This is a genomic window from Siphonobacter sp. SORGH_AS_0500 (genome assembly GCF_002838835.1).
Taxonomy (GTDB): domain Bacteria; phylum Bacteroidota; class Bacteroidia; order Cytophagales; family Spirosomataceae; genus Siphonobacter.
Genome location: NZ_NHPP01000003.1, coordinates 143689 through 168402 on the forward strand (window position 1 = coordinate 143689; position 24714 = coordinate 168402).

Below are 24714 nucleotides of genomic sequence, written 5' to 3' on the forward strand. Positions count from 1 at the left end.
TGAGCAGGTTTAATTAATGCTTGGTCAGGTTTGAGATAGTTTGACTTGGTTAGAAACGGTTTGATTGGTTAGGTGGATTTGATCCTAAACCGCCGGGGTACAAATAACTTTTCAAACCGAAATCAAACTTCAAACTACCTCAAACCCGCTCAAACTTTGTAAACCTTCTCGCTAGTTAACTTCATGCTTTTTAGGCATTGCATTTTCTACGTTTACGCCTAAGCCCTGAGCAATTCGCATTCCCAGACCAATGTCGGCCCGGAAGAAGTGGCATAACTGACGGTTAATGATTTCGTCACGTTTAGGACCCGTAACGCCGCCCAAAGCACCCACGATGGTTTCTACCAGGTGGCTTTTCTGCTCATCGTCCAGAACGTTGCGATACAAGTTACCAGGTTGGCTGTAGTGGTCGTTCTCACCTTCGCCGTTGCGGTCGTACCAGCCAGCTATATTCGAATCCAGTTCCCAGGCAGGTTCCTGATAGCTTTGATCTGCTACAATGTTATCAAACGAGTTAGGGAAATAGTTGGGATTACGGCCACCGTTACCATCAACCCGCATTTGTCCGTCACGCTGGTAGTTAGTTGTAGCGAAAGGACAACGGTTTACGGGAATCTGTTCGTAGTTACCTCCTAAACGATACCGCTGAGCATCAGGATACGAGAGCAGACGGCCCTGTAACATCTTGTCGGGCGAATAACCAATGCCATCCACCACGTGAGCGGGAGCAAAGGCCGCCTGTTCTACGTCCTGGAAGTAATTATCAGGGTTTCGGTTTAATTCAATTTCACCGACTTCAATCAGCGGATAATCGGAGTGAGGCCATACTTTCGTCAAATCGAAAGGATTGATATGGTATGTTCTAGCTTCCGCTTCGGGCATGATCTGAACCTGCATCGACCATTTCGGGAAGTCACCCTTTTCAATGTGTTCCAGCAAATCACGCTGAGCAAAATCCATGTCTTTCGACTTCATTTCATCGGCATCTTTACCAGTGAAATTTTTAATGCCCTGTTTGGTCAGGAAGTGGAATTTTACGTAAAAACGCTCATTTTCTTTATTAATGAACGAAAACGTATGACTTCCAAATCCGTGCATGTGACGATAGCCATAAGGCGTGCCGCGATCAGACATCAAAATCAGAACCTGATGTAATGATTCAGGATTCAGCGACCAAAAATCCCACATCATCGTAGGTGATTTCAGGTTAGTGAAAGGATCCCGCTTTTGCGTGTGAATGAAGTCACCAAATTTCTTGGGATCTTTGACGAAGAAGACGGGTGTGTTGTTACCTACTAAATCCCAGTTACCATCTTCGGTATAAAACTTGAGAGCAAAACCGCGAGGGTCGCGTTCAGTATCAGCAGAGCCTTTTTCGCCACCTACGGTCGAAAAACGCAGAAATAAAGGCGTTTGCTTCCCAACTTCACTGAATACTTTTGCCCGAGAATACTTTGTAATATCATTGGTAATGGTCAGGGTACCGAAAGCACCAGAACCTTTGGCATGCACTACCCGCTCTGGAATTCGCTCGCGGTTGAAGTGAGCCATTTTTTCGTGTAAAATATAGTCTTGTAGCAATAAAGGACCACGGGGACCTACGCTTTGTGAGTTTTCGTTTTCAGCATAGGGGCGTCCTGAAGCGGTTGTTAATTTTTGTTGATCCATCGCTTGCTTAGTGATTTTGAAGTAAGAACTGAGACAAAAGTATAAGGAAGAAATCGATAAGTAAAATCGATTATATTGATGAATGTATAATAAAACGTAATGACCACCCTACTTAAGGATGGTCATTAGTTATAACTTATTTATTATCAGATGTTAAACCATCAATAAACGCCATACGCCAGATAAGACGACCATCACTAAAGCAAGAGGCGTTAAGACTTTCCAGCCTAAATACATTAATTGATCCACGCGAAGGCGAGGGTAAGTCCAGCGAACCCAGATTTGAACGAGGATTAACAAAGCAGCTTTGGCCAGTAACCAGAACATACCTGAGAAGTTACCTAACAGCGTTCCTGGTGCACCGGAAGTCCAGTCGGCTAATTTTACCGGACCTATGTTAGGTAAGGGGGTATTCCAGCTACCTAGAAACAACACTACACCGAGAATACTAACCAGCATCATCATGGCATACTCGCTAAGGAAAACCAGGGCCCAGCGAAAACCGGAATATTCCGTATGAAAGCCACCTACCAGCTCAGATTCCGCTTCGGGCAAGTCGAAAGGAGCTCGGTTACATTCGGCCAGCGAGGCGATGAAGTAGATGATAAAGGCAATAAAGAAAAGTGGCATTCGGAAAATATTCCAGCTTAGAAAACCACCGTTGGCCGTTACGTCCAATCCCCAGCTTTTTATACCGAAGAAATAGACATTTTCCTGAGAATAAATGCCTTGCTGAAAACTAATTTCCTGTAAATCAAGGCTCTGGCAAATCATGGCTACGCACAGCACCGAAAGCCCCAGCGGAATTTCATAGCTCACAATCTGAGCTACTGAGCGAATGGCTCCAAACAGGGAATATTTATTGTTAGAAGCCCAGCCTGCAATGATAATGCCCAGCACATCGAGTGAAACGATGGCCATGAGCCAGAAAACGCCAATGGCGGTGCTGGAGCCAATCCAGTCGGGGCCGAGTGGAACGACGGCATAACCTAGAAAAATCGCCACAAAAATCAGACAGGGAGCCACCAGATACATCCAGCGATCTGCCAGTTTGGGCACAATGTCTTCTTTCTGGAGTAACTTCAATAAATCGGCAAATAACTGGAGTAAGCCATATGGACCCACTTCGGTAGGGCCGAGGCGATCCTGAATAAAACCCGAAATTTTTCGTTCAGCGTATACTCCTACTACAACCGTAGCAAGAGTCAGGGCGAGGCATATCAGTAAAGCAGGAAGCAAAATAGTACACGTTTACAGGTTTGGGAATTTCCCGCTGCAAATCTAAGCCGATGCTCGGATTAATTTAGAATGGAACTAAAAAAGACCGTTTCTTAGGAGAAACGGTCTTCACAACTAGAGAAAATCGGGTATTAGAACTCTGCTGATTTAGGGAAACGAGGGAAAGGAATTACATCACGGATGTTACCCATACCCGTTACAAACTGAATCAGACGCTCGAAACCTAAACCAAAACCCGAGTGCGGAGCCGAACCGAATCGACGCGTGTCGAGGAACCAGTCCATGCTTTGAGGTTCAATGCCGACTTCTTCCATCCGGGCTACGAGTTTTTCCAGATTATCTTCCCGCTGACTTCCGCCAATCATTTCACCGATACCGGGGAATAATACGTCCATGGCCCGTACCGTCGGTCCTTTGTCTTCGGGACGATCCACTTCCTGTTTCATGTAGAAAGCCTTGATCGCCCGGGGATAATGCGTCAGGATGACGGGTTTCTTGAAGTGCTTTTCAACGAGGTAACGCTCGTGCTCACTTTGGAGATCAATACCCCATTCTACAGGGTACTGGAACTTCTTCTCTTTGTGAGGCTTCGACTGAAGCAAAATTTCAATAGCCTTCGTATAAGTCAGACGCTCGAACTCGTTTTCTACCACAAACTGGAGCTTTTCCAGCAGCGGCATGGGACTACGCTCGTTCTGGGGCTTGTTCTTTTCTTCCTCAAGCAACCGTTTTTCGAGGAAAGCTAAATCGTCCTGGCAGTTTTCCAGAGCGTATTTAATCACGTACTGAACGAAATCTTCGGCCAGAGCCATGTTATCTTCCAGTTCGAAGAACGCCATTTCGGGCTCAATCATCCAGAACTCAGCTAAGTGACGAGTCGTGTTTGAGTTTTCGGCCCGGAACGTAGGACCAAACGTATAGATTTTACCCAGACCCAAAGCCGCTAATTCGCCTTCCAACTGCCCTGATACCGTCAGGTTAGTTTCTTTGCCGAAAAAGTCTTCTTTATAATTAATCGAACCATCTTCGTTCAGAGGTGGATTTTTAGGATCCAGCGTGGTGACGCGGAACATTTCACCCGCTCCTTCGGCATCCGATCCCGTAATAATGGGAGAGTTCCAGTAGAAAAATCCATTATCACTGAAATACTTATGAACGGCGAAAGCCAGGGCATGACGCACCCGGAACACCGCCGAGAACGTATTGGTACGAGGACGTAAGTGAGCAATTTCCCGTAGAAACTCCAGCGAATGACGCTTGGGTTGCAGCGGATACAGATCAGGATCGGCTGTGCCGTATACTTCGATGGACTCAACTTTTAATTCAACTGACTGGCCCGCTCCCTGCGAATCGACCAGTACCCCGGTAGCTGCAATGGCAGAGCCGGTCGTTACGAGTTTGAGAATATCGTCCGAAATCACGCCCGCTTCAGCCACAACTTGCAGGTTATTGATGGTCGAGCCGTCATTTAGAGCAATAAAATTGACATTCTTGCTCTCTCGCTTGGTTCGAACCCACCCCTGAACCGTTAGGGTCTGACCCACAAAACCGTGGTGACGGAGGTAATCTTTAATTTGATATTTCATGATGAACTTCGATCAGCGGCGGAACACTCGTCCGCCTGTAATGGTCGCAAAATTAGCTACTTCCTGTTACCAGAGAAAAAAAATCCGGTAATGAGCAATGGTTTATGTAGGTTTTAAGGAAAAAATAGATCGAAGAAGAAGGATTCGTGTATCAAATAGATAATAAATCCTAAGGAATGTATTAAAAATCACCTCAGACCAGCTTTGCTCTTTGGTGAAGGGCGTACGGGAAATTACCTTTGTTGTTAGTCGAATCACAAACTAGACCTTAACACTTGAATACCGCCCTTGCCCGTTTCCTTTCGTTTGTTCTGCATCCCTTATTAATTCCGACCGTTTTATTCGGAATTATTTTTTACGCAGCCACGCCTGCCGTTGCCAATCTGGCGGCGTTCAATGGCGAGCAAACCATCGATTTTTTTGGTATCAAATTATCCTTCAGAGCAGGGCTATTGTTACTGGTTTTCTTTTTTACTTTTTTGATTCCCAGTTATTTATTATACGTGCTGTATCGGCTGAAAGTGATTAAAAGCCTCACCATGGAAAATTTACAGGACCGGCGATTGCCTTACCTGGTCATTGTGATGCTGTATACCATTTTCTCCTATGCTTCGTTTCGCTACATGGCGTTGTTACCTGAGGTAACGGTAGTAATGGCCAGTATAACCTTTTCCATTTCCTGTGTCGCTTTTATCAGTCTCTACTGGCAAATTTCAGCTCATGCCACAGGAATGGGCGGAGTGCTGGGCGGCTTACTGGCCTTAACCCTAAAGCTGGGGTTGAGCAGTTTACTCATTCCTTTCCTGATCGTTACGTTATTAACGGGTTTTCTGATGAGTGCCCGTTTGTATCTTAATGCTCACACTCCCCGGCAGATTCTGATGGGGCTGTTATTAGGGGCTATCGTCTGCGGAACTACCTTTTACATTTTTATCTAGTTCTCCTAAAGGGCTATAATGCAAAAAGCCATCCCCGTCAAAAGGATGGCTAAATATGCCGTCGTAAGGGATTATTGAATCCGTTACTGCAACTATTGTTGCTCGCTTTCCTGCATCTTCTGACGGTAAGCCGCCTTGATGACCTGGTGACGACGAGTGATTGATGGCTTCGTAAACGCCATACGAGAACGAAGTTCACGCATTACGCCCGTTTTTTCGAATTTCTTCTTGAAACGTTTGAGAGCCTTGTCAATGCTTTCGTTTTCTTTAACTTGAACGATAATCATGTGTGTTATTCGGCAATTTGAATGGTTCAACTCCAAAACAGGATTGCAAATATACGCTTCTATTTCAAAATTTCAATAGTTTATTAACAACTTTGGCGAAGGATTCGATCAGTAGGGAATTCTCCGCGGGAGATGTTGGGCATAGCCCCTCCCTTTTTCTTTTTATTTATAGGTAAATGGCCTCATCATCAAGGCATACGACACATGAAACGTCAGGCGATCATAGATTTGGGTACGAATACTTTTCAGTTGATGGTAGCGGAAATGGAGCAGGGGAATTTTAAAATTCTGCACGATTCCAGTTTACCCGCCAAAATCGGCGAAGGTGGAATTTCAGAAGGTAAAATTTCAGATGAAGGGATCCGTCGGGCCATCGGGGTATTGAAACAGTTTCGACAGATTACGGATGAATATAACATTGAGCCTGAGAAAATTACGGCTCTGGGTACAAGTGCCATTCGCAATGCCTCCAATCAGGCCGAATTTTCCCAGCGAGTGCTGGAAGAAACCGGCATAACGGTTACCATCATCAAAGGGGAAGAAGAAGCAGGCCTGATTTATGAAGGAGTAAAAGCCGGAATGAAGCTTAGAAAAGAAACGTCACTCATCGTGGATATTGGCGGTGGAAGTGTAGAATTTATTCTTTGCAACAACGAGAAACTGTTCTGGAAACAAAGTTTTGAAATTGGTGGGCAGCGGTTGATGGATCGCTTCAATCAAACCGATCCAATTTTGCCCGATTCAATTAGTAAGCTTAATGAATACCTGGAACAGCAACTGGTACCTTTAACCAACGCCGTACACCAGTACGAAGCCCACGAACTGATTGGATCGGCAGGTTCTTTCGAGACTTTACTGGACATTCATTCCATTCGTGAAACCGGCGAATTGCCTGATCCATCGTTAACTAGCGGAGAGTTGCCGCTGGCTTCGTTCATTGATTCCTACGAAAAATTCATTACTTCTGATCATGACCAACGCCTGGAAATTCCCGGTATGAAAGCGTATCGGGCGGATATGATCGTGGTAGCCAGTTGCCTCATTGCCTTCCTCCTGCGGAAATACGGTCTGAAAAATATCCGCGTTTCGATGTACGCCATGAAGGAAGGAATGTTGTCCCGAATGAGTAAGCAGGAATCATAGAATTGTTAAAAAAGCTCAACATCGCACGATACCAGTCCGTTTTGCGTATCTTTTTGAACAAGTATTTGGTAAAGAAGGTAGTTGATTAAGATTTTGGAGGCGATAAAAAAGCTAAAAAGATCAAGTACTACTAAACCTTTTACGCGTTCATAGGTTGCCTAAGTATCAACGAGAATATCACTCCAAAACCTGCATTATTAAGACGGATTGATTTGTGTAATGGAAAGAAGACACTTCCTTAAATTCTGTTTAGTAACACCTTTGGTGGGCACCCTACTGACTCAGAATCCGGTTAAGCGATACCCGGTTGAAAAAACTGATTCAGAGTGGAAGCGAATTCTTACTCCCGAGCAGTATTTCGTAACCCGGCAGAAAGGGACGGAAAGGGCTTTTTCCGGAAAGTTCTGGAACAATCGGGAGAAAGGAAGCTATCGCTGTGTATGTTGTAATGCTGAATTGTTCAGAACGGATGCCCAGTTCGATAATGGTAGTGGCTGGCCCACGTTTTCGCGGGTAGCCAATCCTCGTAATGTAGAGGAAACAGAAATGCCCGGTGGCCGAGGTAATGAATTGACTTGCAGTCGTTGCGGGGCTTACCTGGGGCGGTCTACGCCGGATGGCTCCGCTCCGGGGCGATTGAAGTACACTATTAATTCGGCGGCTTTACTGTTTGAACGAAATAAATAATTACCCAGGGCCAGCAGAGAACTGCTGGTCTTTTTTGTATTTTTCCAACCAGAGGGCTTTTTTCTCATACCCAAATTTGTAGAGTAATTCGGTATAAGATTTGGTATATCTATTGTATGCTTATACTTAATTGGTTATTTTTCCGATTATGTAGAGGTTTTAATAATTGTTTAAGGAATTTTTAGATTTTATAACAACTGGACACCTATGGAATTTTCCTATGACAATTATCAGACGGAAGGTTTTTTCGATGAGATGTTTGATGCCGACGGAAACGTTCGGAAAGGATACGAAGCTTTTAAGCAACGAAGCGAGCAATTAACCTATGAAGAAATGGTTCGGCGACACCAAGCCGCCGAGCGGTCATTGATGGCCATGGGTATTACGTTCAATGTATATTCTGAAAATGAAGGTACCGAACGTATCATGCCCGTTGATATTATCCCCCGTATTATTCCGAATGAAGACTGGGCCAAGCTGGAAAAAGGTCTGATTCAGCGAATTAAGGCCATTAATATGTTCATCGATGATGTCTATAATGAACAGCGAATCCTGAACGATGGCATTGTTCCCCGCGATTTGATTGAATCGTCGAAGTGCTTTTTACCCGCTTGCAAGGGCCTGAAACCACCCAAAGGAATCTGGTGCCACATTACCGGAACGGATTTGATTAAAGGCGACGACGGCGAATACATGGTACTGGAAGACAACCTGCGTTGTCCTTCAGGCGTTTCATACATGCTCGAAAACCGGGAGTTACTCAAGCAGACCTTCCCCGAAGTTTTTGCCCGTACCGACATTCGTCCGGTTTCCGATTACCCAAGCCGATTGTTGCAGATGCTGCAATACATTTCGGGACGGCCAGATCCTACGGTTTGCGTGTTAACGCCGGGCATTTATAATTCAGCGTATTTCGAGCATTCTTACCTGGCTCAGCAAATGGGCGTAGAATTGGTAGATGCCCGTGACCTGGTAGTTCACGATGGTTACGTGAAAATGAGAACTACCAAGGGTTTTCAGGTAGTAGACGTTATTTACCGTCGCATTGACGATACCTATCTGGATCCTCAGGCCTTCAACCCGGACTCGCTGATTGGCATTCCGGGGATTTTTGATGTGTATAAAAAAGGCAGAGTAGCCCTGGCGAATGCTCCTGGAACGGGCGTTGCGGATGATAAGGTAATCTACGCCTACGTACCTCGAATCATCAAATATTACCTGGATGAAGAGCCTATTATTCCTAACGTTCGGACGTACATCTGTCGGGAAGAAGAAGACCGTGCTTACGTGCTGGAGAACATTGAAAATCTGGTAGTAAAGGAAGCCAATGAAGCAGGCGGTTATGGCATGCTGATTGGTCCCAAAGCCACGAAAGAAGATCATGCTCTTTTCCGGGAAAAAATCAAAGCAAATCCCCGAAATTATATTGCTCAGCCTACCATTTCTCTGTCACGGGTACCCTGCCTGGTAGACGGTGCCATTGAAGGTCGTCACGTAGATTTAAGACCTTATATTCTTTATGGTGAAGACGTTAACGTCATTCCCGGAGGTTTAACCCGTGTAGCTTTGAACAAAGGTTCGCTGGTAGTAAATTCTTCGCAGGGTGGCGGAAGTAAAGACACCTGGGTTATGTGGTAAATACATCATACTTTGATAAAGAGTCCTCTAGGTTAAAATCATTGACCTGGAGGACTCTTTTTTATTTTTCAGCGAATGCAGCCTGATCAACAAAGCCTGTTTTATACTACGAATTATCACTTTTAAAGCCTTCACAATCTTTGCTGTGACTGATCGGCTTGAAGGATAACGGTAGGTGGGAACCTGTTATTAGGCTAGGAACGAGATGGAATCTCAAACCAGTGCTGAGCACTTCTGTAAAATGAGACGGCTTTGATGTTTTTAAAGGTATCGTATGATCTAATACTGTTCTCAAGGTAATGAAGGTTCTTCGCTTTGGAGGACAGACGACGGGGTTTGCAGCAATGAAACGAGAGACTCAAGCAGGGTCTCTAACTTATAATAAAAGATCAATTTAACCAACCTCTAAGACTTTTAAAAAACAGAACTTTTAAAACCCGAATTGGGTTACGAACCAGCGGAATCAGACTCCGCAGGAACAATTATTTTTATTTTGTAGCTTAATCGATAACTTCGTGCTTTGCTGCGTTTATTAAGAGTACATATTGTTTACAACTGGATTTATAACGTTTGTACCTTCAACAAGAACATGTCCGAATCTTTAGCTAGTTCTGATCTTCCTGTGCTAAAAGTATTATTGGTAGACGACCAGCCTTTTAATTTACAGATAGCCCAGCGGGTAGTCGCCAAAACGAGTGCATTGGTCCAGACAGCAGAGGGCGGGTTAGCCGCCATAGAATTGGCTCGTAAAACGTCTTTCGATTTAATTTTAATGGATATTCAAATGCCTGATTTGGATGGTTTTACAGCCAGCAAAGAAATCAGATCATTTGATGCTCAGGTGCAGATCTACATTATGTCTGGAGATGTGCCAACGGAAGAAATATTGAATTCTGAAGCCGTTAATGGCTACATTATGAAGCCTCTGCGTCCTCAAGCCCTATTGTCTTTACTAACTGATATATCATCTAAATAGCTCTATTATAACTATAAATTAAAAATATTCAATACGACTGCACATTCACGGATGCGACTTAAATTCTGGATAGGTTTAATGTTAGGGGGAGGGTTTCTTATAGAAGTCCTTCTGGGAATTAATGGGCATCAGACGATCCAACGGCTGGTAACGACCAATAACTGGATTACTCATACGCACGTGATTCTCGAAAAAGCGGAACAGGTTGACACTCGACTGACGCATATCGATAATGACTTGCGGGGACATTTGCTCAGTAAAAATCCCTATTTCCTAGCAGATTTTAATCGAAACGCAAAAGATCTGATTGATCAGTCGAAAGATCTGAATGACTTCGCCCGAACGGACCTCCAGAAAAAGAGATTACGTTTTTTTAATCAGAAGCTTCTTGAAAAACTAAACTTAGGGCAGCAGCTATTCCTTCAGACGGGTATGCAGGATAGTATGCAAAAGCTGGATTCGGGCCGGGCTTATCTGGATAAGACCTATGAATTGCGGGCTTTGTTAATTGAAATTCAGGACGATGAACAAACTCTGCTTGCCAAACGCGTACAAGAGAGTGAAGAGTCGGCGAGCGAAGCAATTCTAAGCATTTTTGTTGGAACACTTGTGGCGGTTATTATTATTCTCGGAGCCGTTTTTCTGCTGTTTCGGGTATTGAAAAGCCGAACGAAACTTAACCTGGAGTTACAGGAAAACGAAAAACGACTGAAGGAAATTCTGGATGCCATTCCAGCCGCCGTTATTGTCTATGATCAGCAGGGAAAGGTGTTTTATACCAACAAAAACACGCGTACGATGCTGAGGCAACAGTCGGTTTTTGATTCGTACCATACCTTATTCCGCTCCTTACAAATTTATCGTTTTCCCACTGGCGAGGAATACCCTCATGAAGAACGACCTTACTTCAAGGCCCTTGAAGGACGGGCTGTTCAGGTGGATGATATGGAGTTGCGGATTGGAGAAGAACGTACTTTGTTATTGAATTCAGCCGTCCCTGTGTATGATACAGACGGAAATATTCAGTATATTGTTTCGAGTTATGTTGACATTACAGATCGATTATTGTCACATACGCGACTGCGGGAAGCCAAGGAAATGGCTGAGAAAGCGGCTTTGATGAAGGAAAACTTCCTGGCAAACATGAGCCACGAAATCAGAACGCCCCTTAACTCGATTATTGGATTTACAAACTTGCTGGAAACTAGTCCGTTAACTCAGGAGCAGATTGAATATTTAAGAGCAGTCAATACCGCTAGTCGTAATCTGCTAACCATTGTTAACGATATTCTGGATATTTCTAAAATTGAAGCAGGCATGCTTCAGTTCGAGAAAATACCATTCAGCATTACTGCTTTGGTGCAGTCCATTAAAATTATGCTTCAACCAGCGGCTTTCGATAAGCAACTGGCTTTGGAAGTGCAGATTGATCCGAATTTACCCTCGGTGGTACTGGGTGATCCAACGCGATTAACCCAGGTATTACTAAACCTGGCTTCGAACGCTATCAAGTTTACCGAGAAAGGGAAAATACACATTAGTGTTCATTATAGCCGCCAGGAAGGTGACGTAGCTTGGGTGAAACTGGTTGTGAAAGATTCAGGCATTGGGATTGCCACAGACGTATTACCCCACATTTTTGAACGATTCCGCCAGGAAAGTTCATTTACTACGCGTCAGTACGGCGGCTCGGGTTTAGGATTAAATATTGTTCATTCGCTGGTAGAGATGCAGGGAGGCTCTATTGCAGTGATTAGCACGCCCGGATTGGGCTCTACCTTTACTGTCGACATTCCCTACGAAGTGGCCCGGCAGGAGGTACTCGAAGAATCAGAGGTTGCTTCTTCGAGTAGTCAGTCCAATCTGCATATTAAAGTCCTGATTGTAGAGGACAATCCTATGAATCAGAAGCTGGCTACTGCCGTATTGAGCCGAATGGGTTATTCGTCCGAAGTGGCAGGCAATGGAATTATAGCCCTCGAGAAATTAAAATCGAACAAGTACGATCTGATTCTGATGGATATTCAAATGCCCGAAATGGATGGCTATGAAACTACCCGTCAAATTCGAACCGTTTTGAAACTGGATGTGCCGATCGTAGCCATGACGGCTCATGCCCTGGTGGGAGAACGGGAGCATTGTTTGCAGGTGGGTATGAATGATTTCGTATCCAAACCTTTCCAGATGAATGATTTATATAAAATTGTTCGGAAGATGCTTCAGATTAATACGCCTACCTTTGTACATTCTGAAAATGCTCTAAAAAACGATCCAAAAATGATGGCTCCTACACTTAATCTTGATTATTTGAACGATGTAACCGGCGGAGATCACGAATCGATGGCGGACTTATTAACCGTATTTTTAGAAGAAACACCTCTACAGCTCCAAAAAATGAATGATGCTTTGCAGGCGGGGAATGTGGAGGAAGTGGGTAAAATTGCCCATGCCCTAAAATCGCCCGTTCAGATGATTGGAGCAGAAGAACTGACCCCTACATTTATCAAGCTACAGGAGTATGGTACCAAAGGTGCGGATATCAACCTGGTTCAACCGTTGGTACATGAGGTGCAGGTACGCATAGATGCGTTATTACCCCTCGTGGAAGAAGCACGCAAAGAATACTTACCTGCTTAGTGTCACGTACAAAGGCGATCTAATAGCGATTCATTTTTCGTGACAGGCAAATAGTTACTCCCGCAAAATGCCGTAATCAGAACCTGGATTACGGCATTTTTTGAATAAGATTCTACCTTCGCAGGGTTATTCAAGATTAATTGCATCCAATGTCAGCATACATCGTCGAAGGTTTTCGTCTGCCTACGGGTAAAGCAAATGGCTATTACAAGACCGAAATTCCTGAGCGATTAATGGCTGAAATACTCCGGGAGTTTCTTCGTAAATATCCTTCTCTTTCGGCAACGCTGGATGAAGTAATGCTTGGAAATGCCCTGGGGACGGGTGGAAACATGGCCCGTTATGCCTTACTAGAAGCCGGACTTCCAGTAGCTATTCCGGCTACGACCATTGATATGCAGTGCGGAGCGGGACTGCGGTCGGTGATCATGGCCGAAGCCCAGCTTCGAAGTGGAATGAGTCAGTGTGTGATTGCGGGAGGTATGGAAAGCAACAGCCTAGCCCCCCGAAGACAGTATCACACTCGTGATTTTCGGTATCAGGATGAAGACACGTACTATACGCAGGCCACCTTTGCTCCCGAAAGTTGGGGTGATTCGCGATTGACCGAAGCGGCTCGTCTGGTTGCTGAAACGTATGGCATCACGAAAGAAGAAATGATCCGCTGGACGCTTCGCAGCCATCAGTTAGCCAGCCAGTCGGAACAGCTATTGAAGGAAATTCGTCTTCCGTATCAAAATTTTTTCAGCGATCAGCCCATCCGCAAAAATCTGTTGGAATCTCAGTTATGGGCAACGCAAACCTCAGCTTTAATTGACCATACTAATACCGCTCATTTACATGACGGAGCTGCCGGAGTTCTGTTAATCAATGCATCGGAAAAAGCTGATTTTCAGCCCAAATTCAGGATTGTAGCTTCGGCTCTTGCAGGGGGGGCACCTACGATGGCTCCGGCTGGGGTAATCTGGGCTACGGAGCGGTTATTAAGCCAAAGTAAAAGGTCGATTCAGGAGATTGATTTATTCGAAATCAATGAGTCATTTGCGGTAAAACCACTCGCATTTATGCGGCACTGGAATATTTCCGAAGAAAAAGTGAATATCTTTGGGGGCAATTTGGCTTACGGACATCCGTTCGGAGCCTCTGGAATCATTAATTTAATTCACCTCATGCGGGCTCTCGAACATACCCGCAAGCGATTTGGACTCGTAACGGTCGGTGTTGCCGGAGGACTCGGAATCGCTCTAATGATCGAAAATCTCAACGCGTGATCGTTCAGAGAATTCTTCATACCGCTGAAAAATTTCCTGAAAAGCAGGCCATCGTGTACGGCCTGCGGAGTCTTTCGTATGCTGAGTTGAGTGAGGAGATTAAGTATCGGGCGGGGGCTTACCAGCACCGAGTCACTGCCCCCAAAGTTATCCTGACGCACGCCCATTCGCTGGAAAATCTGCTGGATTTACTGGCGTTAATGGCTCTTGGGAAAGCCAGTATTATGGCTTCTACTCAGCTAAATGAGGAGCAAATTCAGGGCTTGCTTGAACAGGAAGAAGCGACGACTTTACCACCAAGAAATCAGGAAAGCGTAGCTCTGACCGAAATACAGTCCGCTACCTTGACAGATCGATTCCTCGGTGTATTAACCTCTGGGACTGAGTCAACTCCCAAAGTAATCTGGAAAGACTACCAGAGCTGGGTAACGGCTTTCCCGCATCAGAGTGACGTATTTGGCATTACCCCGGACGACCGTCTGTTTGTACTGGATGCCCTGAGTTATTCGGCTAACCTGAACAGCGTGCTGCATATGCTCTGGCAGGGAGGGACGGTGGTCATGACTTCACTGAAGTCGGCTGCCAGCTGGCCCCGACAAATGCAGGAGCAGCAGATTAGCTCAGTGTTTATGGTGCCTTCGCACTATCGGCTTTGGGCAAAAAAATCATTATCGCTGCCAGGAATCCGGTCACTGGTTAGTGCGGGGGAAAAGCTAGAGGCTTCATTAGCGGAAATTCTGCTGGCATGTTGCCCCGACGTTTTATTGACCGAGTATTACGGTGCTGCCGAGTTAGGGCACGTCAGTTACCAGCAGAATCAGGAGATTATTCAGCATAGTTACGCGGTGGGACAGGCCTTTCCCGGCGTAAAAATCAAAATCGTTGATCAGCGAATTTTGGTTGAAAGTGACTATGTATCACCCGATTACCGGGGCGTTAATACGGTTTTTGATTTAGGGTTAATCGAAGACGGACGCCTGATTCTGATGGGCCGTTCGGGCCGGATGTTTAATCGTCGGGGTCTGAACGTTTTTGCTGAAGAAATAGAAAACAGTGCGAAACTGCTACCTTTTGTTACCGAAGTAGCTGTCATAGGCTTGCTTCGGGAGGATCTTTCGCACGATATCTATCTGGTGTTTAGTGCCAGTTACCCGGGTCATGTTCAGGCAAATTATAGCCAGCAGCTAAAAACCCATTTATTACATTCCTTACCTACGTTCAAACAGCCCAGACGTATTCTGGAGTTACGCAATCTTCCCCGAAAAGATAATGGAAAGATTGACTATCATGCTGTTGCTCGGATTTTTTCCGAAGAAGATTCCCTTGCTACGCTCGAACGTTAAGTTCGATTGATCGGGTTGTTCCTTTGCTGTGAATCTTCAGGGTTCACTAGCCTTTACCCGATTGTACCCTGTTTTTCTTTTTCTTAACTCACTCACAGAAGTGTGATGGAATTCTAGTGCCCAGGCATTCATGAATGATCCATTTTAACTCTTGCTGAGTCCTTATGTTTTGTTTATTACATGAAACGTATAGTATACATCGTTGCATTTCTCCTTTCTGCCCATTTGTACGCTCAGGATTCCACTAAAACCGTTGGTTTATCGGAAGTTACAGTGACCGCTAACCTACAATCAACGGATATTCGGAAAACGGCCCGTAACGTCACCGTTATTACCGCTCAGGAAATCGAAAAAGCTCCCGTTAAGACCCTGGATGGCGTATTGCAATACGCTTTGAACGTCGACGTGCGGTCGAGAGCTCCGTTGGGTGTACAGGCCGACGTGAGTATTCGCGGCGGGAACTTCGATCAGACGCTGATTTTGGTGGATGGTGTTAAAATGAATGATCCGCAGACGGGCCACCATTCGCTCAATTTGCCTTTCCCATTGGAAATGATTGAGAAAATAGAGATTCTTCAGGGCGGAGCTTCGCGTGTGTTTGGCCCCAGTGCTTTTTCAGGGGTTATTAACATCATTACCAAAAAGAATCAGCCCAGTCAGGTACAAATTGGAGCCGCCGGAGGTCAATATGGTCTGTATCAATTAAATACAGCGGTTGGGTTAACCACCGAAAAACAGACAACACTCGTAGCGGCTGAAAAAATTCATAGCGATGGATATGCCTATAACACCGCTTTTGACCGACATAATCTGTACGGAAGAACGGCTTTCCACTTAGACCGGACGACGCTGGCCTTGCAGGGTGGTTTTATGGATAATCAGTTTGGAGCTTCCAATTTTTATCATCCCAAATTCAACAATCAGTACGAGCAGGTAAAGCAGTATTTTGTGGTGGCTCAAGCTGACCGACAGCTAACCAAAAGCTGGTATTCAAACCTGACGGGTTCCTGGCGGCGGCATTATGATATGTACGATTTCAATAACTATCGCTACACCAAACCGGCTTCTATTAACTTTCACCAAACTAACGTCTATGATATCGAATGGCGTAACAAGTGGACGAATGCCTGGGGTACCACTTCCTTTGGAGCCGAGTGGCGGCGGGAATCCATCATTAGTAACCGTCTAGGAGATGCTTTAGCAAAGTCGCGGGAAGTGCCGGGTTTTTTCGGTAATAACTACACTTTAGGCAAAGACCGGGATAATGTCAACTTTTACCTGGAGCAATTCAAACGCTGGGATCGGCTGACGCTGGTGGCTGGGACGCTATTCAACATCAACTCGCAATTTGGTAACGAATGGTACCCCGGACTGGACGCTTCTTATTCGCTCTCTGAAACACTTAACATTTACGGAAGTGTGAATCGGGCGGTGCGTTACCCGACTTTTACGGAGATGTATGGTAATACCTCTACCGTTATTGCTGACCCCAATGTGCGGCCAGAAAAAGCCTGGAGTTATGAGGTAGGAACGAAGCGATTTACCGCGATTGACCAAACGACTCTTTCTGTTTTCTATCGGCAAAGCAGCACGGCTATCGACAAAATCAAACGTCCCGATCAGGCCGTTCCCCGCATTGAAAACATTAATAATCTGAACACGATTGGGGCGGAAGTAGCGTATACTTTAAGAATGGCCCAGGTGTTGGGTAATGAGAAACACTGGTTTCAACGACTAACTTTCAATTATGCCTACATCTGGGCGGATAAGAAGCAAAATAACTTCCAGTCGTTTTATACCCTGAATTACCTGCGGCATAAATTGAGTGTAGGAGCGAATGTGCGGCTGGCCAAAGATCTTTCGCTGGATCTTTGGTATACGCTCAAAAAACGCGAGGGTGAATACCAATGGGATGCCACTACCGCCCCCGAGCCTTACGCCACGATTCACCTGGTCGATACCCGCCTCTCCTGGAATCGTCCGAAGTTCCGGTTATTCGTCGATGCCAATAACCTGTTGAATCAGTCTTACTTTGAACACGGATTTGTACAGCAACCCGGTCGCTGGGTGACGACTGGAATCTCGTTGAAATTGTAATGACTTTTGCCGCTGTCGGCTTGTAAATTGTATGGAAGAGTGGTTGCTGCCAGCGGAAACGCTGGCAGCGGCGTTTATAGACTAGTAGGCTGTTGAATTATTATTGTTTTGAGCACGGAATTATACAGCAAGCTGGCCGGGCTACGCTGGCAGCGGCGTTATAGGCTACTAGCTTGTTTTGTTTTGAACATAGACTTGTACAGCAATTCGGTCGCTAGGTTACAATCTTTGCCACTGGAAGCAGCATTTGTAGGCATCATCCATTATCGATAACGACCAGCTATTTCTACCTTAGTAAAGTTCTATAGAAAAGCATAATTACTACTATATAATTCTTATTGAAATTTTTGAACCAAAAAATGTGTACGTTTCTTGTTCGATACGAGAAAATAATTCTATATTTGTTCAAAAGTTATAAGAATTGACTAAAAAAATGGATAATATATCTGCTGAAGAGCTAACACAACCGGACTTTTTTTCCAGAAATCTAGTTCAGTTACGCGGTCGATTAGAGGGGAAGGTTTCTCAGCAACGTCTGGCGGATGAATTAGGATTAAAAAAGTCAACCTGGGCTGCTTATGAATCTGGACGGGCGGAGCCTCGCTACGGTGATTTAGTAAAAGTAGCAGATTTCTTTCAGGTAAGCGTAGATGACCTACTTCGGAAAGATCTCAGTAAAGAGCCTGTAAACATGCCTAAAGTTCCTGAACTTCGGGTATTAGCCACAACGGTAGATACGCAGGATCAGGAAAACGTTGAATTTGTTCATGTTAAGGCTTTAGGTGGGTATGCAGAAGGCTACGGCGATCTGGATTTTATTGGGAAATTACCTACGTTTCACCTGCCTTTTCTGGCTCGCGATCGTAAATACCGGGCCTTCCCTTACGAGGGTGAGTCCATGCCTCCTTTACGCGATGGAGCGGTAGTCTTTGGGGAATACATCGAAAATTGGGAAGCGGTCAAGAATGGTTCGATTTGTCTGGTCGTTACTCAGGATGAAGGAGTCGTGTTAAAAATGATTTATAACTATCTCGCTGAAAAGGGAGTGCTTGTACTAAAGTCATTGAATGATCGCTATGCCCCTTATCCCGTTCGCCGGGAAGATATTCGGGAATTATGGCGTTTCGCGGGCTATTTTGAAAATAATTTCCCTATTCAGCGGCTTTCCGAGTAGTGTATAAAAAAAGTGAATAAATGTCTTTGTTTTTTGTATAAGTTTAAATTTTTATTTTATATTTGTACAAAAGATATAGACTTTATTGAGTCGCTAAAAAAACACTATAGCTATGAATTCATCGAACCCAGTAGCACTTGCTTCGTCAGAAAAAGGAAATCTCAAATCGTATCAGATTGAGCGAGTGGATGAAGAAACGGGAGCAATGGTTGCAGAAAGCAAGTTTCTGTATCTGGAAGGCCACCCACGCGAATATCGATTTAACGGTCAGAATGGCCAGTTTAATTTATACGGAGAACGAATCCTGACGGATTCCATCGGTAAGCCCGTTACTGAATTTTCATTTCAACCCATCGCGTACCGGATTTTTGAAGATACGCTCTTTACCAGAAGTGAGCAGGAAGTATGGGCGGAGTTTTTCTTTGTAGATTCGGATAACTGCGTGGCTTCGCTGATGTTTAATAACACATCCGTTTCAGAGTTGTACCGTATGATGCAACCCGTTTTTTACGAAAGAAAAACGCTGTGTGATTTAATCATCACAGTAAAACCTGAGAAAGTGACGAGCAAAGCAGATTCAGGAAAATCCTGGTACATCGCTCGGTTCTCGTACCGGACGGGCAATGAAGAGCTTGCGAAAGAATACCGCGATTTTGCCCGGGATCATCATTTGTATCGGGCCGAAACATTGACGGATTCAGCTTTACATCGGATTGTGTCTAAATTCTACAACCGATTACCCGAAGCTGAACTGGTTTCTTTGCCAGAATCGCCGAAAGAATTGGCTAGCAAAGCGGCCTAACCACAAAAAGAAAGACCGCCAGCTGGAAATGACTCGTGAGAAAGTGAAGTTGGCGGTTCTTTCTAATTACTAAAGACTGTTTTCGGTTTGAGCAGGCTTAATGCTACCGATAACGTCACGAAGAACAACGATTTGTTCTTTAAGGAGGGCAATAACCTCGTCGCGATCATGAACTTGTTTTTCAAGAAACTGAATCTGTTTTTGTAGTAACTCCAAACCAGAAAGGGGGCCATTCGTTTCGGCATTGATGGCTTCAGAGGGGTAAGTAGGGAGGGTTTGAATAAAAATATTACCCGTTCCCCGAAGTAACCAGTTGCAATCAAGATCATCGTATACGGAAGCAATCGACAATAACGTATCGTAACTCGGTTGTGTTTTACCTTTTAAAATGGAGTAAAGTTTGGCAGGTTTTGAGAAGCCTAATTCCTGACTAAACCGGTAAGGAGTCAGTTTTTTACTTTGAATTAGGTGAGATAACCGTTCGTAGATAGTTGCCATTGAGGTTTGTTCCATATCCGTGCAAGAGTTTTTGTGGACTTCAGCAAAAGTAGTCAAATGATTTTTAAATTATTGCTGAAAATGCTCAATAATTTTTTGATATTTCTAAAATAATGGGGTTTTCCCGAAATTGAAATGATCAAAGTGCATAAAGAGCCAGCGATAGGCCGTTTGGCCACGCTTCCATCTATCGAATATCAATTATTACGGGAAATTCAACCCTTAACGGTTCGGCAGGTGGCTACCCCGTCTCCGGCATTGCTGGAGTTGTATGAACAGGTTCGGGAAAACTCCACTTTTGGAACGGCCTGGCGGTTTCCAAAGTGTAGTGAAATCAGTAGAAAACTGGGAAAAGATACGGTAACAAAGCTTTTAGCGATTACGCTGGCGGATTTGTCACAGATTGCCCACGCGGATTGCCGTTTATTTCCCGCTCAGATTACAAGCTTAGCTGAAGAATTAGCCCAGCAGTTTCCATACGAAAGTTATCGTGAATTTGTCGTGGCGTTTAAAGAAGTCCGCAGTCGGGTTAGTCGCTGGAGAAGGCCCCTGAGCCGTCGGCGAATCATCCAGCTTTTGCATATTCACTTTGAGCGTCGGGCTGAATACCTGGAACGCTTCCACGGAAGCTATTCCGAGAAAAATCCTGCCTACTCACAAAGGGCCTAATGATTTGTGAACCTTTAATTCTTTATTCCCATGCCTTCAAAACTAGTTACATCCTCGGTTATTCCTGTTGAGGTAATGGCCCCGGTGGCTGCTCGTACGCGTAAAGCTCCCAAAGTGCCCAAAGATTTCGTAGGCAAGGTGTCTGCTCAGGTTTGGCAGGAAATACAACCGTTAAAGACCGATTTTAAAGAACCCAAACGTTGGCCCAAGCACTTACTGCTAGATACGCCAACGCTGGATTACCTCATTCGGGATGCTTACCGACTGTCGCAGACGGCGGTGGTGGCAATCAATGAGCCTGGCATTACCTGCTATGTGAGTGAATGCTCCTGGCTGGAACTGGCCGAAAAGATGAAACGTGATTTATATGAGATCAATGTCAGCTTTGGTGAATTCATGAACCAGGTAATGACTCATTACAAATTACAATTATTACCCATGGATGCTCTGGCTCTGGAGAAATACCGGAACCTTTCCGCTTTACCAAACGCTGCCAGCCGCATTACCTGTGGCTGGTTGGTAGCTCAATCTTTGGCTATAGGGGCCACCTTAATTTCTCCAGATGGTCATTTTGAGGCTTATCGTTCGCAGGGATTGAAGCAGCTTTGGTAAGCGTATATTGTATAACGTTATTGATTCCACCCGCCTAAAACAGGCCCAGTCAGGATTTTCTGGCTGGGCCATTTTTTTTATTAGTCCCAAAAAGCAATCAGCATATGACGAAGAAAAAAGTAACCAAGGCCTTCAACTATACACTTGATTTTAAGCAAACAGACTTTCGTGAACATCCCGAATTATACCGGGTTGGGGTGGGAGAACAGGGGGTATTACTGGTGGAACCCTACAAGTCTGAACTATTACCTTTATGGCGATTTCGAACGGAGCTCATGGCCAGAGAATCGGCAGAGGCTATTTATGAAAAGTTTAAAGCATACCTGCGTGAAAAAGATTTTGTAGGGGCAGATATGGCCCGAAAATATTTGCAGATGGGATTTACCCGGGCTCGGCGTTATGCTAATCACGCCAGCGGTAAAAAATATACGGAAAAAGAAGACGATGGAAAAGGTGAGCAAAAATCATATCCGTATTCACAGGGTAGTATTCACAAAGGAAATGAGATTCGCCCCCAGGAAGAAGATGCTTTAACCAGCGAAAAGGCGAAAGCGGCGGCTATTTTCAAGCATTATTGGGACGAAGCCCGGCAAAATCCTGATTACTTACAGCAGAAAAAAGAGTTTACGGAAAAGTACGTAAGCTAATCTGTACTTTTCCGTAGCTATTAAAAAGCGGGCTGGGTGCTGGTATGAGCTACTAGCTGGCTCATATCCAATTGTGGATATAACTGGCTGAGAGCCTGCCAGTTCAGTTTGGTTTCTACAATAATTTGCTGCGTTGCAGTAGTAATAATCGAGGTATCCGATTCAATTTCAACGCTTTCAATGGTTTCAGCCTTAAGCAGCCAAATGCCACGGCTTCCCTTCAGTAAAATCATATTGAACCTCCTTCCAGGTTTCTATTAAAAATTGATATTTCTTCCGACCCTGTTCTAAAAACTCAGGGTTGGTTTTAAACCAGAAAATGTCATAGGGTTCCTTTTTCTGAACGCCGACGAAAATGAATTCTTTACCCGAACCTCCCAGGCTATCCAAATAAAAAGCTGCCTGTCGGTCATATTCCAGGTTATGGCACTGATTCACAAAGTCAGCAAATGAATTCGCCGAAGTCGTTTTAAGATCCAAAACCACCTGATTTCTGAACACCATATCTAGGCGGGCTTTGCAGGGAAGAGAGGTAGTTACGTCCGTGAATAACTGAGCGTGCTCTTTCTTCGAATACTGACGATACCAGTTGAATTCTTTATGAGCCCGCAAATTGGCTTCCAGACGCGTCAAACGCTCCTGATCTTCCGTATGAATGGGAATCTCCGGGCGGTGCGGCTCCAGCAAAGTAGCATGTAAAGCCCGACCAAAAGTGGCTGTCCGGGGTGGTATGTAAGATTTGCGTCCGAACAGGTAATCCCTGAACCGACTTAAATCACTGTTCGAAATGCGGCGTAACTGCCGGTATTCGTCTTCGTTCATCGATGTTTCCATTGCTGATACAAGTGCAAACCCTGAGCCGTCGCTTCTGACAGCTCACGGGCCGACAATTTATATTCCCGGTAAATCTTCATCCCTTCAGGCGTCAGGTGACCGTGAGTGGCCACTTCCTGCCGAATGCATAGTAATGCGAATGATTTGGTAGACATACAGGACTTGAGGGGTTAGGAGGCCAGTTTAGTCGTGGCAAAAGGAATCTCGTCCACTTGCTTGGGAGCTAGTTCCCGTAACAATGCCTCCGTCTGATTAAAAGCATCTGCATAGGCAGCAGCCGAAGTAGGTAAGCATCCATAAGCATATAGCATACCGGGCCAGTAACGAAGTCGTTGAATGGCTGGGCAATCTTCACGCAAAGCAACGATGGTTACGAAACCTTCCGTATGACGGAAAAAATGCTCTCCGTCGGGTGTCTGATAGAACAAATCTCGTTGAATAGTCATGATTAGATTAGTCAAAAGTTTATATACAAATATAATAACTATTTACCTTATTTGATTAATTATTCTAGATTTTATTCACATTAAATGAATATAAATTGAAAATATAGGTAATAAATTTTGTATATTTGAATAAAAATAATGGTCAACATGGAGAATAACATTGTTCGGCAGAAATCCGTCAAGGAAGAAGATCGGGAATTCGAGCGGGCTCTTCGACCGCTCTCTTTTGATGACTTTACGGGGCAGGATAAAGTGCTTGAAAACCTAAAGATATTTGTTCAGGCCGCCCGGCAACGGGGGGAAACCCTGGATCACGTATTGCTCCACGGCCCTCCGGGTTTGGGCAAAACTACCTTGTCTCATATTCTGGCTAATGAAATGGGAGCCGGGCTGAAGGCTACTACGGGGCCAGTATTAGAAAAACCCAGCGATTTGACGGGGGTGCTAACAACCTTGCAGAAAGGGGATGTGTTGTTTATCGATGAAATTCACCGACTGAATCCTGTGGTAGAAGAATATCTATATTCAGCGATGGAGGATTATCGAATTGATATTTTATTGGATAGCGGTCCGAACTCCCGGACGGTGCAGATTGGTCTCAATCCTTTTACCTTAATTGGAGCGACCACGCGGGCGGGCTTACTGACTTCTCCTTTGCGGGCTCGTTTCGGGATTAACTGCCGACTGGAGTACTACGACGCTAACTTGTTATCTACAATTATTACCCGGTCGTCATCCATGTTAGGGACCCCCATTCAGCCGGAAGGAGCTCTGGAACTGGCCCGCCGGAGTCGGGGAACGCCACGTATTGCTAATAACTTACTACGCCGAACCCGCGATTTTGCTCAGGTATTAGGCGACGGTACGATCAGCCAGAAAATTGCAGAAACATCTTTAAAAGCCTTGGAAGTAGACGAAGGAGGATTGGACGAAATGGACAACCGAATTCTATTGGCTATTATTGAAAAATTTAAAGGTGGCCCGGTTGGACTTTCTACGATTGCCACTGCGATTGGAGACGAAGCCGAAACGATTGAAGAAGTATACGAGCCTTTTTTAATTCAGGAAGGTTATCTGATGAGAACACCTCGAGGAAGAGAAGCAACCGAAAAAGCGTATCGACATTTAGGGTTTGATTATCCGATAGGAAATAACCCATTCCAAATGGCAGCTTAGTAAATTAAAAGGCGATTTAAGTCAAAATAAGAGCTTCTAACTCGTAATTATTCTTAATTAATATTTTTTGTTAATAAAAAAGAGAGATTTGTATAGACTGTTTTAAAAAACAGTCTATATTTGTACATGCTCTTTAGATTACGAACTCAGCAATAAGAGCTAATTAAAGCGAAGTTGGCGGCTTAGCTTTAATAAATTACGAGGGAAGCATCGATGTTTTTAACATCGATGCTTTTTGTTTTATAACTAATAAAAATAGAAGGTACTTTAAAAACAATAGGTATTATTCAATAATAAAAATATTGATACTATATACTTAATGTATTGTAAAAATATTATTCTTTAA

The 24714-nt window shown here is 44.5% G+C and carries 24 protein-coding genes; 15 read left to right on the forward strand and 9 right to left on the reverse strand.

The annotated features are described in order from the left end of the window. Positions 1-171 precede the first annotated feature (171 nt). The 3 genes from BWI96_RS04365 to asnS form a co-directional block, all read right to left on the reverse strand. On the reverse strand, positions 172-1668 hold the full coding sequence (locus BWI96_RS04365) for a catalase (RefSeq protein ID WP_106635472.1): 1497 nt from the start codon (positions 1666-1668) through the stop codon (positions 172-174). A 153-nt stretch (positions 1669-1821) separates the two neighbouring features. Beyond that, entirely contained in the window at positions 1822-2907 is a 1086-nt protein-coding gene (locus BWI96_RS04370) for a complex I subunit 1 family protein (RefSeq protein WP_106635473.1), read from the reverse strand. Positions 2908-3038: 131 nt separating this feature from the next. Further along, positions 3039-4493 (reverse strand): asparagine--tRNA ligase, encoded by a 1455-nt coding sequence (gene asnS, locus BWI96_RS04375; RefSeq protein ID WP_106635474.1) that lies wholly within the window; start codon positions 4491-4493, stop codon positions 3039-3041. A 275-nt stretch (positions 4494-4768) separates the two neighbouring features. Between asnS and BWI96_RS04380 the strand changes: the two genes are divergently transcribed. Further along, complete coding sequence (locus BWI96_RS04380) at positions 4769-5431, forward strand: phosphatase PAP2 family protein (protein ID WP_106635475.1); 663 nt, start codon at positions 4769-4771, stop codon at positions 5429-5431. Between the two features lie 92 nt (positions 5432-5523). Here the strand turns inward: BWI96_RS04380 and rpsU are convergent, their stop codons facing one another. Continuing rightward, entirely contained in the window at positions 5524-5718 is a 195-nt protein-coding gene (gene rpsU / locus BWI96_RS04385) for a 30S ribosomal protein S21 (protein WP_094811467.1), read from the reverse strand. Positions 5719-5922: 204 nt separating this feature from the next. Here rpsU and BWI96_RS04390 point away from each other — a divergent pair, with 204 nt between their 5' ends. From BWI96_RS04390 to BWI96_RS04435, 10 genes are all read left to right on the forward strand, one after another. Continuing rightward, positions 5923-6861: a phosphatase gene (locus BWI96_RS04390; protein ID WP_106635476.1), complete on the forward strand. Its 939-nt coding sequence runs from the start codon at positions 5923-5925 to the stop codon at positions 6859-6861. A gap of 219 nt (positions 6862-7080) precedes the next feature. Next, positions 7081-7548, forward strand: coding sequence for a peptide-methionine (R)-S-oxide reductase MsrB (gene msrB / locus BWI96_RS04395; protein ID WP_232793575.1), 468 nt, complete (start codon positions 7081-7083; stop codon positions 7546-7548). Between the two features lie 207 nt (positions 7549-7755). Then, the gene (locus tag BWI96_RS04400; RefSeq protein ID WP_106635477.1) at positions 7756-9186 is read left to right on the forward strand and encodes a circularly permuted type 2 ATP-grasp protein; all 1431 of its coding nucleotides are present in this window, start codon (positions 7756-7758) and stop codon (positions 9184-9186) included. A 589-nt stretch (positions 9187-9775) separates the two neighbouring features. Next, a complete protein-coding gene (locus tag BWI96_RS04405) occupies positions 9776-10162 on the forward strand; it encodes a response regulator (protein ID WP_106635478.1) in 387 nt (128 codons plus the stop codon). 51 nt (positions 10163-10213) lie between these two features. Then, the gene (locus BWI96_RS04410) at positions 10214-12799 is read left to right on the forward strand and encodes a response regulator (RefSeq protein ID WP_106635479.1); all 2586 of its coding nucleotides are present in this window, start codon (positions 10214-10216) and stop codon (positions 12797-12799) included. Positions 12800-12948: 149 nt separating this feature from the next. Continuing rightward, on the forward strand, positions 12949-14070 hold the full coding sequence (locus tag BWI96_RS04415) for a thiolase family protein (RefSeq protein ID WP_106635480.1): 1122 nt from the start codon (positions 12949-12951) through the stop codon (positions 14068-14070). Beyond that, entirely contained in the window at positions 14067-15413 is a 1347-nt protein-coding gene (locus BWI96_RS04420) for an AMP-binding protein (protein WP_106635481.1), read from the forward strand. The genes BWI96_RS04415 and BWI96_RS04420 overlap by 4 nt, the downstream gene beginning before the upstream one ends. A 180-nt stretch (positions 15414-15593) precedes the next feature. Beyond that, positions 15594-17510, forward strand: coding sequence for a TonB-dependent siderophore receptor (locus tag BWI96_RS04425; RefSeq protein ID WP_106635482.1), 1917 nt, complete (start codon positions 15594-15596; stop codon positions 17508-17510). A 433-nt stretch (positions 17511-17943) separates the two neighbouring features. Continuing rightward, positions 17944-18684, forward strand: a complete 741-nt coding sequence (locus BWI96_RS04430; protein WP_106635483.1) for a LexA family transcriptional regulator — start codon at positions 17944-17946, stop codon at positions 18682-18684. Between the two features lie 112 nt (positions 18685-18796). After that, positions 18797-19486: a hypothetical protein gene (locus BWI96_RS04435; RefSeq protein WP_106635484.1), complete on the forward strand. Its 690-nt coding sequence runs from the start codon at positions 18797-18799 to the stop codon at positions 19484-19486. A gap of 69 nt (positions 19487-19555) precedes the next feature. Here the strand turns inward: BWI96_RS04435 and BWI96_RS04440 are convergent, their stop codons facing one another. Further along, positions 19556-19999, reverse strand: a complete 444-nt coding sequence (locus tag BWI96_RS04440; protein WP_106635485.1) for a helix-turn-helix transcriptional regulator — start codon at positions 19997-19999, stop codon at positions 19556-19558. A 120-nt stretch (positions 20000-20119) separates the two neighbouring features. Here BWI96_RS04440 and BWI96_RS04445 point away from each other — a divergent pair, with 120 nt between their 5' ends. From BWI96_RS04445 to BWI96_RS04455, 3 genes are all read left to right on the forward strand, one after another. Beyond that, entirely contained in the window at positions 20120-20653 is a 534-nt protein-coding gene (locus BWI96_RS04445) for a hypothetical protein (protein ID WP_106635486.1), read from the forward strand. 30 nt (positions 20654-20683) lie between these two features. Beyond that, positions 20684-21265, forward strand: coding sequence for a type II toxin-antitoxin system VapC family toxin (locus BWI96_RS04450; RefSeq protein ID WP_157830213.1), 582 nt, complete (start codon positions 20684-20686; stop codon positions 21263-21265). Positions 21266-21369: 104 nt separating this feature from the next. Continuing rightward, the gene (locus tag BWI96_RS04455; protein ID WP_106635488.1) at positions 21370-21912 is read left to right on the forward strand and encodes a DUF4385 domain-containing protein; all 543 of its coding nucleotides are present in this window, start codon (positions 21370-21372) and stop codon (positions 21910-21912) included. 20 nt (positions 21913-21932) lie between these two features. Here the strand turns inward: BWI96_RS04455 and BWI96_RS04460 are convergent, their stop codons facing one another. From BWI96_RS04460 to BWI96_RS04470, 4 genes are read right to left on the reverse strand one after another with little or no spacing between them, the layout of a single operon-like run. Then, entirely contained in the window at positions 21933-22145 is a 213-nt protein-coding gene (locus BWI96_RS04460; protein ID WP_106635489.1) for a hypothetical protein, read from the reverse strand. Then, a complete protein-coding gene (locus BWI96_RS04465; RefSeq protein WP_157830214.1) occupies positions 22105-22734 on the reverse strand; it encodes a PD-(D/E)XK nuclease-like domain-containing protein in 630 nt (209 codons plus the stop codon). Before BWI96_RS04465 ends, BWI96_RS04460 begins: the two co-directional genes overlap by 41 nt. Beyond that, positions 22731-22901, reverse strand: coding sequence for a hypothetical protein (locus BWI96_RS21430; protein WP_157830215.1), 171 nt, complete (start codon positions 22899-22901; stop codon positions 22731-22733). The genes BWI96_RS04465 and BWI96_RS21430 overlap by 4 nt, the downstream gene beginning before the upstream one ends. Positions 22902-22916: 15 nt before the next feature. Continuing rightward, complete coding sequence (locus BWI96_RS04470; protein WP_106635491.1) at positions 22917-23192, reverse strand: hypothetical protein; 276 nt, start codon at positions 23190-23192, stop codon at positions 22917-22919. Positions 23193-23339: 147 nt separating this feature from the next. Here BWI96_RS04470 and ruvB point away from each other — a divergent pair, with 147 nt between their 5' ends. Beyond that, positions 23340-24368: a Holliday junction branch migration DNA helicase RuvB gene (ruvB, locus tag BWI96_RS04475; RefSeq protein WP_106635661.1), complete on the forward strand. Its 1029-nt coding sequence runs from the start codon at positions 23340-23342 to the stop codon at positions 24366-24368. Positions 24369-24714: the final 346 nt, after the last annotated feature.

Bases quoted from the DNA above. Each gene is read 5' to 3' on its own strand.
- asnS (WP_106635474.1), bottom strand. From the start codon at position 4,493: ATGAAATATCAAATTAAAGATTACCTCCGTCACCACGGTTTTGTGGGT.
- BWI96_RS04405 (WP_106635478.1), top strand. From the start codon at position 9,776: ATGTCCGAATCTTTAGCTAGTTCTGATCTTCCTGTGCTAAAAGTATTA.
- BWI96_RS04460 (WP_106635489.1), bottom strand. From the start codon at position 22,145: ATGATTTTACTGAAGGGAAGCCGTGGCATTTGGCTGCTTAAGGCTGAA.
- msrB (WP_232793575.1), top strand. From the start codon at position 7,081: ATGGAAAGAAGACACTTCCTTAAATTCTGTTTAGTAACACCTTTGGTG.
- BWI96_RS04410 (WP_106635479.1), top strand. From the start codon at position 10,214: ATGCGACTTAAATTCTGGATAGGTTTAATGTTAGGGGGAGGGTTTCTT.
- BWI96_RS04455 (WP_106635488.1), top strand. From the start codon at position 21,370: ATGACGAAGAAAAAAGTAACCAAGGCCTTCAACTATACACTTGATTTT.
- BWI96_RS04440 (WP_106635485.1), bottom strand. From the start codon at position 19,999: ATGGAACAAACCTCAATGGCAACTATCTACGAACGGTTATCTCACCTA.
- BWI96_RS04390 (WP_106635476.1), top strand. From the start codon at position 5,923: ATGAAACGTCAGGCGATCATAGATTTGGGTACGAATACTTTTCAGTTG.
- BWI96_RS04450 (WP_157830213.1), top strand. From the start codon at position 20,684: ATGCCTTCAAAACTAGTTACATCCTCGGTTATTCCTGTTGAGGTAATG.
- BWI96_RS04470 (WP_106635491.1), bottom strand. From the start codon at position 23,192: ATGACTATTCAACGAGATTTGTTCTATCAGACACCCGACGGAGAGCAT.
- BWI96_RS04365 (WP_106635472.1), bottom strand. From the start codon at position 1,668: ATGGATCAACAAAAATTAACAACCGCTTCAGGACGCCCCTATGCTGAA.
- BWI96_RS04445 (WP_106635486.1), top strand. From the start codon at position 20,120: ATGATCAAAGTGCATAAAGAGCCAGCGATAGGCCGTTTGGCCACGCTT.
- BWI96_RS04400 (WP_106635477.1), top strand. From the start codon at position 7,756: ATGGAATTTTCCTATGACAATTATCAGACGGAAGGTTTTTTCGATGAG.
- BWI96_RS04415 (WP_106635480.1), top strand. From the start codon at position 12,949: ATGTCAGCATACATCGTCGAAGGTTTTCGTCTGCCTACGGGTAAAGCA.
- BWI96_RS04430 (WP_106635483.1), top strand. From the start codon at position 17,944: ATGGATAATATATCTGCTGAAGAGCTAACACAACCGGACTTTTTTTCC.
- BWI96_RS21430 (WP_157830215.1), bottom strand. From the start codon at position 22,901: ATGTCTACCAAATCATTCGCATTACTATGCATTCGGCAGGAAGTGGCC.
- BWI96_RS04465 (WP_157830214.1), bottom strand. From the start codon at position 22,734: ATGAACGAAGACGAATACCGGCAGTTACGCCGCATTTCGAACAGTGAT.
- ruvB (WP_106635661.1), top strand. From the start codon at position 23,340: ATGGAGAATAACATTGTTCGGCAGAAATCCGTCAAGGAAGAAGATCGG.
- BWI96_RS04425 (WP_106635482.1), top strand. From the start codon at position 15,594: ATGAAACGTATAGTATACATCGTTGCATTTCTCCTTTCTGCCCATTTG.
- BWI96_RS04435 (WP_106635484.1), top strand. From the start codon at position 18,797: ATGAATTCATCGAACCCAGTAGCACTTGCTTCGTCAGAAAAAGGAAAT.
- rpsU (WP_094811467.1), bottom strand. From the start codon at position 5,718: ATGATTATCGTTCAAGTTAAAGAAAACGAAAGCATTGACAAGGCTCTC.